The following is a 12205-nucleotide window of genomic DNA, read 5'->3' as shown; positions in this document are numbered from 1 at the left end:
TTTTCTCAACCTTCTTTCTCGGAATTCCCTATATTTGAATTATACAAGAAGCTCCTCTTACTACCTCTGCTATCTTTTTCGCTTTGTATGAATTACTCACGCTCCACTTGCGGCTCGTAAGTTTCCTGACTTTCTTCTTTACTTTATCCAATGACTTTTTCGGAACTTTCATCCTATATTTCTTTTCCTGAAATTGATAATAAAAAGCAAATCCCAGATATTTTGCTTTTGTCGTACTATCATTATACTTTTTTATTATAAAAAAATACATAAACAACATTCGCCAAAACATGCACAAAATGTTATACTTTTACATAATAGCCAACTATTTTTTAACAATATTTTGTAGAATCGTAAAATTGCACAATTCATATTGTTGTATTTTGTGCAATATGACAAGGAAGACATTACTTGTATACATTATCAGCATACTATCACAAATCCAGGGTTGATTTTATGGATAAAAAACATCCCCTGTTTATTGGAAGCTGCGGTACTTATCATCTATACACCGTAGAAAAGCTTCCTACCCACCGCCCGAAAGGCCGGCTTGATTATCAGCTTCTTTACATCGCATCCGGACGGGCACATTTTTATTTTGATGGAAAACCTACTGTTGTAGAAGCCGGCAATATGGTACTCTACCGTCCACGTGAGGAACAACGCTATTATTATGGAGCGGATCAGACCGAAGTTTACTGGGTTCACTTTACTGGAAATAATGTAAAGAACTTTCTGAGAAGATATGGGATTGCCGACGATACCCGCATTATTTATACCGGTATCTCCATTGAGTACAAAAATCTATTTATGTCTATGATCGAGGAACTGAATCTGCAGCGAATTGATTACGAGGAGATGCTGATAAATTATTTCACGATTCTCCTGATCAGCCTCCATAGAATAGCACTGCAAAAGCCACGTAAGAAGAACCTTCAGAACATGAACGATATGGAACAGGCTGCACAGTACTTTCGGATGCATTATAATAAACCTATAAGTATTGAGGACTATGCTGTTTCCCACAATATGAGTATCAGCTGGTTCATCCAGAACTTCCGTCAGTATGCCAATACTACACCTGCTCAATACGTGCAGTCTCTGAGGCTTACCAATGCAAAAATGCTTCTGGAAACGACCAATTATAATATCACAGAAATAGCCAACCTGGTCGGGTACGAGAATCCATTATATTTCAGCCGCTTTTTCCGAAAACAGTGTGGCATTTCCCCTTCACAGTTCCGCAAACAGCTGGTGCCGAATGCAGAAAGCTGTCCAAAATAAAACCAATCAAAAACGCTGGGAGCAATTCTCAGCGTTTTTGATTGGTTTTATTTAGTCTAAATTTTATATCTAATTTGCGATTATCCGCATAAACACTATACTTTCAATCACTTTGAAGTATAGAAAATTATTTAATTTACCACGAATTTACCACAATTGAATGAGCCTTGATATGACAATAAAATAGCACTAAAAAGACACCCTTTACACCTGAGTGGTGTCTTTTGTTAAAAAGCAGTCAATCCTAAGACTAACTGCTTTGTGTGTATGGATATAAAGTTGTCAAACTGGGATTGTATGTTGGAAATTATTCTACATCAATCACATCATCTTCACCTATTTCTATGAAAGTGGTGCTACTATCTGTTGAAACGTTTTTAGATACTGACATATTAAATATTATCAAGAGGATATTCAATAGCACAATTACTAGGAATATAACCCCAGCAATTTTCCAAATTTTTTTGCTACGCCTATTCTTAATTGCCATCTGTTCACTGATTTTTGCAAGTTGTTCTGCGATGACATCATTATCATCTTCATCAGGTATTGTTCCTCCAAGCAATACAAATTAACATTATAGTTGCATTACTCTTATATTGATGTAAAACTTAATATTCTATTGTTCCCAATATCACATAGAACCGAATTTACTACCACTATCTTATTTAAAAATGAAAATATCTTCTATCGGTGCATTGAGAACCCGTGAAATATCAATCGCCAGTTTTAGAGATGGATTGTATTGTGCTTTTTCCAACCTCATAATTGTTTCTCTACGAACCCCGACTTTTTCTGCCAGTTGTTCTTGTGTTAAACCTTGTGCTACACGATATACCTTTAAGTTGCACATGAAATCTTCTACCATGACTTATTCTCCTTTTTCGTAGCGGTATAATAAATAGTTGCTAAGAAAAATGACTAAAGCATAGATAAGTGAAACAGAAATGAGCATAAAAATTGCACACCATTCCACATTACGAGAAAACATTCCTATTGCCATAAGCCAAATGACTATAAAGAGAAGTTTAAATCCTACTTTATAGGCGTTTATTTCTGCTTTTCTTTTATTTTCTAAAAAAAGTTCATCTTCTAAAGTGTGAGAAAGTTTTCCTTCAAAGAAAAAGCCGAAAAAGCCAAAAAATATAAAGAATACAAAAGGATATATTTTCCCATATTCAAAATAAGTCCAAAAACCGCTAAAACCTAGAAATCCAAATATTCCACACAGTCCCCAATATGAAGATACTGTTCTTGAATAGTTTTTGTCTTTAAAATTTTTAGAAAAGGCGTTTTTAAAGAAGATAACTGTTACATATAAGACATAAATAGCTATCAAAGCACCGACTATCAACATTGGTATATCCTTTATGGAAAATACATAATTAGACATATCCATGTTTTTAACCCAGCGTGCGTCGTTAAATAATAAAGAGTAAATTATCCCTGCAATCAGTAATATTACACACCCTACTCCCATAAAGATAACTTGTTTCATTTGTTTTTTTGTCATAATCATCCCTCTTTTCAATGTGATGTTTTTGTATCTTTATAAGACAAATATATCACTTAATATAAATGGTGTCAACAAGAAAATGATACAAATACATCTCATATCGTTTTTATATAATTTACTACAAATCAGATTTTGTCCCTTTCTTCCTCTTGTCTGCCACAAACAGTAAAGGAAAAGCCCTGTCAAGAGCCTTGCCACCATTGGTGGTGCTTTGCACTCTTTACTGGGCTTTTTGTTTGCTGTATCTTCTACAAAGAGGAAAAGGGTTACTCGTCCTCATCATCAAAATCGTTATTTTTCAATACTTCCCGTAATAATTCCATATCTTCTTTTGAATTGGGGTTTATCATTTTTACGACTTGATAAGGTGTCCTATATTTATGTCCCTCTATGCTTTCACCGAACATATCCATGCTGTATAAATCATCATAGTGGTCTAACAGTTTTTGAAACTTCAAATGCTGGATAAATTCTTTGATTGGATAAAGGTCGGACGCTACAATGCTTTTTCCGTTGATGTAGTCGGTAATATATTCCCGTAACTTTTTCAACTCATATTCCAGCCATTCTTCTTCGCTGTCAAAGAAGTTGTCATAATGCCCATGTTTTAATTCTGCATTTAGTCGTTCTTCAATTCTTAAAAACTGGCAGACTTCCTTTTCGGCTTGATTAACATACTTCCATTCTCCCGACAGTAATTCATTTGGGGTTACACCCAGCACGTCCATTATCTTTTCTAATGTATCAAAGGTAGGATAATTTACACCCCGTTCAATCTTGGAAAGGCTCTGCATATTGATACCGATTTTGTCCGCAAGTTCCTGTTGTTTCATTCCTCTGTGCTTTCTTATGGTCTGTATATTTTCTCCTAAGAAACTGATTTTCTTTTCGTAATGCTCCATAACTCAGTATAAACACTCCTTTAATTGCTTTTATTGGTATTTATAAGCATATCATACTTAATATATATCAAAAAGTCAACAAAAACTTCTTGACAAGTAATTCTAATAGCGTTATTATCGTATCAGATAGAGTGATTAAGCACGCTAGGGTCAATCACACGCTTGAGTAAGCATAGAAAAGATGTATTTTCATTTTGATAGAATGAATAAACGTGGACTATCAGACAGAAAATAGTGGTTTCCAAAAGGGGCTGGCTGGACGGGGCACGTCCCCCAGACGTGTTTCGGACAGACAGTTCCTTTTGGAAAGGGAACGCCTTTAGGCGTTCATAAAGGGCGTATATGTAACACCGCCCTGCGCATACATGTCATAGTACCTAGGAACTGTGATAAATAAAGGAAAAAACACGATTTTTACCCCGCAAAAAAACGGGAAGTACGAAAGGAGAAATGCACTATAACTACACACAAAAATTTATCCGTTAAGATTGATTACATCAGTATTGTATTTGATACTGTAACCGCTGAAGATGTAATCATGCACATTTTAGGTTTACCGACTGATATTTTCAATGTCTATCCGGCAAGCATTAAATACAAAACCTATCAAGCACGCTGGCAGATTGGAGATATTTATGTATCGGGGAACGCAAGGAAAACAGAGGACAACCCACAAGGGTTAGGCTGTTATCTTGTTATGACTGGCAGAGGTTGTGATGATATTTTCCGTATTCTCGACAGTAGGAATTATACCTTTGGGGATATGTTCCGACGCTGTGAGCGAAGATACGGACTGGATAATTTCCATTTCACAAGACTTGATATTGCCATTGATGATAAGAACGAAAAGCCATTCTTTACCATAGAGCAGATAAAGAAGAAATGCGAAAAAGAGGAATTTATTTCTAATAGTGAGGGCTACCACTTTGACGAAAGCAAGTTTGATGATTTCGACACCGCAAAGACTGTTTATATCGGTGCTGGAAAATCGGGATTGTCCTATCGCTTTTATGATAAGGATAAGGAAGTCTGTTCAAAACATAATAAGACGCTTGAGGAAGTCGACAGTTGGAAACGGACAGAAATGCAACTGCGTGATGATAAGGCTCATGCTTTTGCCATGACATTCAAGGACAGACCGCTGGAACTTGGAGAACTGGCTTTCGGGCTATTGGCAAACAACCTACGCTTTGTCGTACCAAACAGAAACGAAAGTAATAAGAGCAGGTGGAAAACTTGTCGGTTTTGGGAACGCTTTTTAGGGGCTGTGGAAGTCTTAAAACTGCAAGTACCAAAACAGCAAAATTCCCTTGAAGAAACACAGCAATGGCTCACAGAGGGTGGCGTGATTTCCGCTGTCAAAAGTTTTTACTTCTTGGAAGAACATGACGCATTAGGTGGTCTGGAAAAAGTGGGAACTATGCTTGATAAGGCAAGATACCGCAATTCCCTTTCCAGTAAATTAACCGCTCATTTACAGAGGATAAACCGCACCGACCTTATTCCCTATATCCAGTATGACACGAAACATGGGAAAGGGGGTATCTGATGAATAACAACGATATTCCTGTATGGGAAAAATACACCCTTACCATTGAAGAAGCGTCAAGGTATTTCCGTATCGGAGAAAACAAGTTAAGACGATTGGCAGAGGAAAACAAGGACGCTGGCTGGTTCATTATGAATGGCAACCGCATACAGATTAAACGCCGACAATTTGAACAGGTCATTGACAAATTGAACGCAATCTAATGCAAATGAGCCTTGTATGTGTTATGATGAACACAAGTCATATCAAGGCTCTTTCCAACAAGGAAAGGAGCAGACACCATGAAAGAAAAAAGACGGGATAGCAAAGGACGTATCCTGCATACTGGCGAGAGCCAACGAACAGACGGAAAATACTTATATAAATATGTGGACGCATTTGGAAACACAAAATATGTGTATGCCTGGAGATTGACACCCACAGACCCGACACCAAAGGGAAAACGGGAAAAATCCTCACTTCGAGAACTGGAACAGCAGATAAGACGAGATATTGAGGACGGTATCGACAGCACAGGCAAGAAAATGACGCTTTGCCAACTTTATGCCAAACAGAACGCACAAAGGGCAAATGTGAAGAAAAGCACACAGAAACAACGGGAACAACTCATGCGGTTATTGAAAGAGGACAAGTTAGGTGCTAGGAGTATTGATACAATCAAGCCCTCTGACGCTAAAGAATGGGCGTTACGCATGAAAGACAAAGGCTTTTCCTACAATACCATTAACAACCATAAACGCTCGTTAAAAGCGTCATTCTATATCGCCATACAAGACGATTGCGTAAGGAAAAATCCCTTTGATTTCAAGTTAAGTGAAGTCCTAGAAAATGATACCAAAGAGAAAGTCGCATTGACAGAGGAACAGGAACAAGCCTTACTCTCATTTATCAAGACAGACAATGTGTATCACAACCATTATGATGATGTGCTGATACTGTTAAAGACTGGACTTCGTATCTCGGAACTGTGCGGACTGACAGTAGCTGATATTGATTTCAAGAATGAAGTTGTAATTATCGACCACCAGTTACTAAAGAGCAAGGAACAGGGCTATTATATTGAAACGCCTAAGACGAAAAGCGGAATAAGACAAGTGCCATTAAGTAGAGAAACAATACAGGCATTTCAACGAGTTATGAAGAAACGCCCAAAGGCAGAACCATTTGTGATAGACGGACAGAGCAATTTCTTATTTGTCAATCATAAAGGCAAGCCCAAAGTTGCGATTGATTACAACGCCTTATTTGTCCGTATGGTAAAGAAATATAACAAGCACCACAAGGACAATCCCTTGCCACATATCACACCGCATACGCTACGCCATACATTCTGCACAAAACTGGCAAGCAAGAACATGAACCCAAAAGATTTACAGTATATCATGGGACATTCAAACATTAGTATCACAATGAACTGGTACGCTCATGCGTCCATAGATACCGCAAAATCAGAGGTTCAGCGTCTAATCGCATAGAAGTATTTACCACGATTTTAACCACGATTGACAGGGAAAATATAAGAAGATAGACCTAGATATGCGAGGTTTACCACAAAAGCAAAATGCCCGTAGAGCCGATAAAATAAGGCTTTGCGGACATTTAGGAAGATATAAAAAGATAGTCAAAAAGACATATATAATTTTTCTAAATAAAACTCCCTCTATTTGTATTTTTTAGAAAAGATTTGCACGTCTAACTCATCACTGAAATAACGAGAATGCGACGCACAATTATTCAAGTCGTTGAGTCACTCTTGAAAGTAAAACCGTATTACACTTGTAAAAAAGGTCTGCCGCTTCTGCACTCAGATTTTTTAGCAAGTGTAATATTCTACATATTCCTGAACTCTCCTTATGGAGTAACATATCACTGATATGGACAAACAGATACCTTTCGACGATCAATCAGTCTATTAATTGTTTTAGTAGCAACATCAAATTGAATCAATTTCTTTATATAACTTTATTAATTGCCTAAGCAAATTTTCATATTCTTTTATTGTCTCATCCGAGTCAGACTCTTTTACTATATCCTTGTCATTTCGTAGATTAGAAATTTCAAATGGGTATTGGTTCAATAATTTGATTGTTTCTTTGCAATTTGGGATTAATTGATTTCTTTTATTATATGGAATCGCATTTATGCGCTCTCTCAAATTATGCCGCAGATTGTATGCAAGCCAGTCTGCCGTATCAAAAAAAGCACGATATTCATGTCCATATGCTTTCTCAAGATTTCCTTTGATATAAGAATAGTAATCGTATCCTTCCGGCACTTTTTTAGTTGTGCTAGCAAAAATCCTTACAATATGATCATATGCATCCCGGTGCTCTTTTAATGGCTGAATCAATGCATCCCCATTTTCTGATATTTCTTCGGCTGTAAGTAGATAAATTTTGGTTTTTTGATGTAATTGATATATCTTTTTCCACAACAGTCCAATCTCATCGTTTTGCATTAGATTAAAAACATTTTGTTCAGCCATTTAAAATACCCCGCTATTGAATTAATGAATTTTTAACTTTGACTCCTTTTCCCTCATTACCAGAAACGATTTTTCATCTAGAATACGGTCACCAAAAATCCGCCAGGATCCACGTCGCTTTATTCGGTACGCTTTAATAGTGGAGATTTGTCCGTTTTCACAGTCTCTTGAAAAATTTTTCCTATATTTAAAAGTTTCTACTATCCCCCATAGAGTTCCTGCAACTATAAAAAAAAGAAGTACTGCTACAGCTTCAATCATAATTATTCTCCTTATCATCCCAGTTGCATGCATCGTCACAATCGGACTGCATCCCAAGGTCTTTTGGTTCAATCACATTTCTTACACTACTACCTGCACTATATTTTTCTCTTCTGTAAATTATGCTAAGATGAACAAATATTTCTCTGTAAAGTAACAAAAGAATAAATCCAACAAATATACAGGATAGTAATATAACTCCTTTCCTAGATGCCACAGATTGCAATTGTGGATTTCCAAGGAAGCAAACTGCTGAAATCAAATCAATCAATGCAAGCAAAAACGTAATTCCCTGCAATAAATTCACTTGAAATACCTGTTTTTTCTTTGCAATCGAACACCCAGCATCATACATATTGTTAATTGCCTGCAATAATATCGTAATATAAAATGGTTTTATATCTGTCATGCTAAATCCACACACTAGTTCTATAAAAATGGTAGCCGTAAAAACCATAGTTTTTATCAGACATTCTAAATAGCTGTCCGTTGTAAGTTTTTCAATCACTCCATACCCTTCCTTCGTAATCAAAAAAAAGCAGAGCCATCCCTCCAAAAGGAACGAACTCTGCTAATATTACAATCCTCGGCAGGATATTATGCCAAAGCCCCTACTTTCTTCGGATTTCTTATGTTTAATTTCTAAAAAACATTTGTATAATCATAACATTATACACCTTGAAAAGCAAGCATCTTTTTAAATTTTCAAAAATCAGATGGTATCAATCAGATCACTTCCACTAGTAATCTGACTCCAGTGATTTTCACGTTTGTCCGCATTTTTCTCAAAGTATGGAAGTCGCGTTTCTTCCAGTTTCTCCAGACATGGGATGCTTCCATCCAGATACTTTTTGATTCTCCGGATGGTACTGTTAAGTCTGGTAATCACAGATCCAAGTTTCACATCCATCAGTTCATAACCAAAGGGCTTTGCTTCTGACATCCACAGGTCTTCTCTGAAAATTTTCATTTTTTCTAAATTATCTACGATTTCCGGAATTTCTTTTTCACAGATTTCTTTTAAAGCCGGTTTCTGGTTCTTATCTAAAATATTTTTATATGGACACCAAGATCTGCCTTATCGGTCAGCACTGCTGCCAGCTTTTCATAATAGGCAAATAGAGTAACATATTCCGGGGAATTCTCCTGGCAGATTTCCATCATCTTCTTTAATTTCTCATAGTAGGCACCTGTGCCAACGCCGCTCTCCACCACCTCCCGATCAAAAGTACCAGCCATTGGATCCTGGTACAAAAGATATTTAGATGGATTCTGCGCTTCCTGATTTGCCTTTCCATTTAAGAACAATGAGTCGAAAGCATCCAAAACCGTAAAATCTTTCAGATTTCCACCCACATACTCCTTAAACTCTTCCTCCAATAATCCGAAAGTTTCTATACAAACAAATAGAGTTTTATCATAAAAGCCCCAAATACCATTGTCAACGAATTTTTCGTATATTTATATTTTTACCGTCTCATAACCAACTCTCTCACTTCGAACATGTAGCAAAAAATCTATCATACCAGATAAGGAATGTCAAAACTGTCCAGATTTTACGGCTGTTATCTGCCTTTTTCTCTTTGTGCTCTTTCAGAAGTAAAAGAAGCTTATCTGTATGAAAAAACTCTTCTGCTTCTTTCGAGGTAAATAACTCCTTTACCATCTGATACCAGTCATCCTGCCGCAGCCACACACGGATTGGAATTGGAAAACCAAGTTTCTTACGTTCATCGGTTTCCTGTGGTATGAATTGAGAAACAGCTTTACGGAAAATATATTTGGTTGTACCCGCTGCAATCTTGGCTTCTTTTGGAAGCTTTGCTGCAAAGTCAAAAACTTCTTTATCCAGAAATGGTACTCTGACTTCCAATGAATGTGCCATGCTCATTTTATCTGCTTTCTGCAAAATATCGCCAGGAAGCCAGTAGCTCAGATCTACAGACTGCATTTTTTCCATGTCTTGAAGTGATCCTCTGTTTTCTGACTCAAGTTCTTCAAAAAATGGTCTTAAATATTCCTGTGTGGAAGGTCCTGTTACTTTATTTTTCAAAATCTGCGTTTTCTCTTTTTCACGGTAAATATATGCATTTCCGATGAAACGTTCTTCCACTTTCATTCCTGCACGGATAAGGAAATCCCGTCCCTTCACATCCGGCAGCTTTGCAGCCAGTTTTCCAATTACACGTCTGACACCAAATGGAATCCAGGCAATTTTTTTCAATGATTCCGGTTCTCTGTAAATATTATATCCACCGAAAAGCTCGTCTGCTCCTTCTCCGGAAAGAACAACCTTGACATGACCTGCAGCCTCTTTTGAGAGAAAATAGAGTGCAACGGCGGAAGCATCCCCAAGGGGCTCATCCATATGATACATAACATCTGGAAGGGCATCCCAGAATTCCTGCTTGGATATGATTTTCACATGGTGTTTCAAACCTGCTTTTTCTGCCACTTTGGCAGCTTTGTTTACTTCACTATATCGGTCTCCCTCATCGAATCCCACTGTAAATGCCTGATCTGCGCCAGAGGAAGAAGCCAGATAACCGGAATCCACTCCCCCGGATAAAAACGCGCCGACTTCCACATCACTTAACATATGGTGCTCCACTGAATCTTTTAAATTCTCTGCAAGCTGATTCCGCAGCTGCTCCATATTCGTCTTACGGTCCCATTGGACTGGTGCAAGCTTTGTTTTGAAATAAGTCTTTATCTCATAGTTTCCGTTTTTATATAAAAGCATATGACCTGGCATAAGCTTATAAATCCCCCTGAAAAAAGTTTCTTCCAGAGGGGAATATTGAAATGACAAATACTGCTCCAGTGCCTTCTGATTTACTTTCCTTTCATAGCCTGGAAATGCAAGGATACTCTTAATTTCAGAAGCAAATACAAAGTGTCCATCTATTTCGGCATAGTACACAGGCTTAATTCCGAAGAAATCCCTTGCAAGCATCAAACTCTGCTCCTGTTCATTCCATACAGCAAACCCAAACATTCCCCTGAGCTTATTCAGTGCCTTCTCCCCATACAGCTGAATAGTATTTATCAGAACCTCCGTGTCAGAATGGGTACAGAAAGAAATGCCGAAAGCCTCAAGTTCTGCCCGCAGTTCCTTATAATCATAGATTTCTCCATTAAAAACAATATGAAGGTTTCCGTCCGCACTTTCCATAGGCTGCTGCCCATCTTCTAAATCAATAATACTAAGTCTTCGAAAGCCCAGCGTAATCTTCTCCCTGCAAAAAGAGCCCTCACTATCCGGGCCCCTATGCTCAATGGCTTTCATCATCCTTTCAATTACTGTCTTCTGATCCTGTCTGTAACCTGTAAATCCACAGATTCCGCACATTTTATCCTCCGTATCTATTTGATGTAGTTTATACGCTGCAGCAACTTTTTTATCACAAGTGAATCCCACATGGTCACATCGTAATCATAGTGGTCTGTGAGTCTGCGCCTCAGCTTGTGTTCTCCCTTTTTTTTCTACTTTTGTAGAAATCATCTCTAATTCTACATCTGCAGAATTAGAAAGTCAATCCCATTTTCTACAATTGTAGAATCTATGTCATATATTTGATTACCCGTCATGACATACCCCAATGACTCAGATCTTACAGATTTTCAAACGGTGTGAATGCCTCACTACTGATAAAATGAAAAGCCGGAAAAACGGTCTTTTGTTACAGAACCATTTTTCCGACTGTATGATTACCTATATTTAGTCAACTACCCATCACCTAAAGGTAATGGGCTTGGCAGACTTAGCCAAAAAGAACCGATATCAGTCCTGCAAAGACCTTGTATCGGTTCTTTTTGTATTTTCTCATTCTCTAATTATGGGAGGATTTTTCTGTATCACCGAAAAAACTTTTATTCCCGCACTTCAAGCCACTGGTCAATGTTCCCAAAATGTACCGCCTGCAGGTTATCTACATCAACCAGTTGCGGAAAGCTGTTTCTGATGATCAGGACACCATTTTCCTTATCCTGTTTTTCTCCACCGCCAGCGATGCCTCCCATGGTCCTATCAAGTGTTAAAACCGTTCCATCTTTATAACGCACCTGGTCAATACTAGTTCTGGCATAAAGATCCATGCCATAGTCCGTACCTGCGTACTCAAATTTGTTTTTTTCATCTTCATACACCTTCATAGCTTCATCATAATCAAGATATAATGACCATAAAAGGGGCGTTACTTCCATTT

15 protein-coding genes and 1 other annotated feature are annotated in these 12205 nt (G+C 37.6%); of the genes, 4 read left to right on the top strand and 11 right to left on the bottom strand.

What is annotated here, in order from left to right; genetic code table 11:
- Positions 1-411: 411 nt before the first annotated feature.
- Entirely contained in the window at positions 412-1284 is an 873-nt protein-coding gene (locus DXC01_RS19150; protein ID WP_055066332.1) for a helix-turn-helix transcriptional regulator, read from the top strand.
- Between the two features lie 307 nt (positions 1285-1591).
- Here the strand turns inward: DXC01_RS19150 and DXC01_RS19145 are convergent, their stop codons facing one another.
- The 4 genes from DXC01_RS19145 to DXC01_RS19130 all read right to left on the bottom strand — a co-directional run bounded on the left by DXC01_RS19145 (position 1592) and on the right by DXC01_RS19130 (position 3702).
- Positions 1592-1849, bottom strand: a complete 258-nt coding sequence (locus tag DXC01_RS19145; protein WP_055157184.1) for a hypothetical protein — start codon at positions 1847-1849, stop codon at positions 1592-1594.
- A gap of 99 nt (positions 1850-1948) precedes the next feature.
- Positions 1949-2152 (bottom strand): helix-turn-helix transcriptional regulator, encoded by a 204-nt coding sequence (locus tag DXC01_RS19140; RefSeq protein WP_015527881.1) that lies wholly within the window; start codon positions 2150-2152, stop codon positions 1949-1951.
- 3 nt (positions 2153-2155) lie between these two features.
- Positions 2156-2797: a DUF3796 domain-containing protein gene (locus DXC01_RS19135; RefSeq protein ID WP_015527882.1), complete on the bottom strand. Its 642-nt coding sequence runs from the start codon at positions 2795-2797 to the stop codon at positions 2156-2158.
- 269 nt (positions 2798-3066) lie between these two features.
- Positions 3067-3702, bottom strand: a complete 636-nt coding sequence (locus DXC01_RS19130) for a helix-turn-helix domain-containing protein (protein ID WP_015527883.1) — start codon at positions 3700-3702, stop codon at positions 3067-3069.
- 487 nt (positions 3703-4189) lie between these two features.
- On the opposite strand from DXC01_RS19130, the gene DXC01_RS19125 reads away from it, so the two are divergent.
- The 3 genes from DXC01_RS19125 (at position 4190) to DXC01_RS19115 (ending at position 6726) form a co-directional block, all read left to right on the top strand.
- Entirely contained in the window at positions 4190-5251 is a 1062-nt protein-coding gene (locus DXC01_RS19125; protein WP_279221586.1) for a replication initiation factor domain-containing protein, read from the top strand.
- Complete coding sequence (locus DXC01_RS19120; RefSeq protein ID WP_015527885.1) at positions 5251-5454, top strand: excisionase; 204 nt, start codon at positions 5251-5253, stop codon at positions 5452-5454. Before DXC01_RS19125 ends, DXC01_RS19120 begins: the two co-directional genes overlap by 1 nt.
- Before the next feature lie 78 nt (positions 5455-5532).
- Entirely contained in the window at positions 5533-6726 is a 1194-nt protein-coding gene (locus tag DXC01_RS19115; RefSeq protein WP_118699629.1) for a site-specific integrase, read from the top strand.
- A 458-nt stretch (positions 6727-7184) separates the two neighbouring features.
- On the opposite strand, the gene DXC01_RS19105 is transcribed toward DXC01_RS19115, so the two are convergent.
- From DXC01_RS19105 to DXC01_RS20405, 7 genes are all read right to left on the bottom strand, one after another.
- Positions 7185-7736 carry a hypothetical protein gene (locus tag DXC01_RS19105; protein WP_022387878.1) on the bottom strand — a complete coding sequence of 184 codons (552 nt, stop codon included), beginning with the start codon at positions 7734-7736 and terminating at the stop codon, positions 7185-7187.
- A gap of 21 nt (positions 7737-7757) precedes the next feature.
- On the bottom strand, positions 7758-7997 hold the full coding sequence (locus tag DXC01_RS19100) for a hypothetical protein (protein WP_055065705.1): 240 nt from the start codon (positions 7995-7997) through the stop codon (positions 7758-7760).
- Entirely contained in the window at positions 7990-8505 is a 516-nt protein-coding gene (locus DXC01_RS19095) for a hypothetical protein (RefSeq protein WP_117996891.1), read from the bottom strand. The genes DXC01_RS19100 and DXC01_RS19095 overlap by 8 nt, the downstream gene beginning before the upstream one ends.
- Positions 8506-8518: 13 nt before the next feature.
- Positions 8519-8639, bottom strand: a sequence feature (ribosomal protein L10 leader region).
- A gap of 70 nt (positions 8640-8709) precedes the next feature.
- Positions 8710-8988: a hypothetical protein gene (locus DXC01_RS20925; RefSeq protein ID WP_270425729.1), complete on the bottom strand. Its 279-nt coding sequence runs from the start codon at positions 8986-8988 to the stop codon at positions 8710-8712.
- A 53-nt stretch (positions 8989-9041) separates the two neighbouring features.
- Positions 9042-9353, bottom strand: coding sequence for a hypothetical protein (locus tag DXC01_RS20920; RefSeq protein ID WP_118699628.1), 312 nt, complete (start codon positions 9351-9353; stop codon positions 9042-9044).
- Positions 9354-9489: 136 nt separating this feature from the next.
- Positions 9490-11349 carry an asparagine synthase (glutamine-hydrolyzing) gene (gene asnB, locus DXC01_RS19080; RefSeq protein WP_118699627.1) on the bottom strand — a complete coding sequence of 620 codons (1860 nt, stop codon included), beginning with the start codon at positions 11347-11349 and terminating at the stop codon, positions 9490-9492.
- A 521-nt stretch (positions 11350-11870) separates the two neighbouring features.
- Positions 11871-12205, bottom strand: a 335-nt coding sequence (locus tag DXC01_RS20405) for a hypothetical protein (RefSeq protein ID WP_199705056.1), incomplete at its 5' end; no start/stop codon positions are given.

It is taken from the genome of Blautia sp. OM07-19, assembly GCF_003481595.1.
Classification (GTDB): domain Bacteria; phylum Bacillota; class Clostridia; order Lachnospirales; family Lachnospiraceae; genus Blautia_A; species Blautia_A intestinihominis.
This window is presented reverse-complemented; position numbering and strand designations above follow the sequence as displayed.

Coding starts and splice junctions, on each gene's coding strand:
- DXC01_RS19140 (WP_015527881.1), bottom strand. CDS start 2,152: ATGGTAGAAGATTTCATGTGCAACTTAAAGGTATATCGTGTAGCACAA.
- DXC01_RS19135 (WP_015527882.1), bottom strand. CDS start 2,797: ATGACAAAAAAACAAATGAAACAAGTTATCTTTATGGGAGTAGGGTGT.
- DXC01_RS19130 (WP_015527883.1), bottom strand. CDS start 3,702: ATGGAGCATTACGAAAAGAAAATCAGTTTCTTAGGAGAAAATATACAG.
- DXC01_RS19120 (WP_015527885.1), top strand. CDS start 5,251: ATGAATAACAACGATATTCCTGTATGGGAAAAATACACCCTTACCATT.
- DXC01_RS19115 (WP_118699629.1), top strand. CDS start 5,533: ATGAAAGAAAAAAGACGGGATAGCAAAGGACGTATCCTGCATACTGGC.
- DXC01_RS19105 (WP_022387878.1), bottom strand. CDS start 7,736: ATGGCTGAACAAAATGTTTTTAATCTAATGCAAAACGATGAGATTGGA.
- DXC01_RS19100 (WP_055065705.1), bottom strand. CDS start 7,997: ATGATTGAAGCTGTAGCAGTACTTCTTTTTTTTATAGTTGCAGGAACT.
- asnB (WP_118699627.1), bottom strand. CDS start 11,349: ATGTGCGGAATCTGTGGATTTACAGGTTACAGACAGGATCAGAAGACA.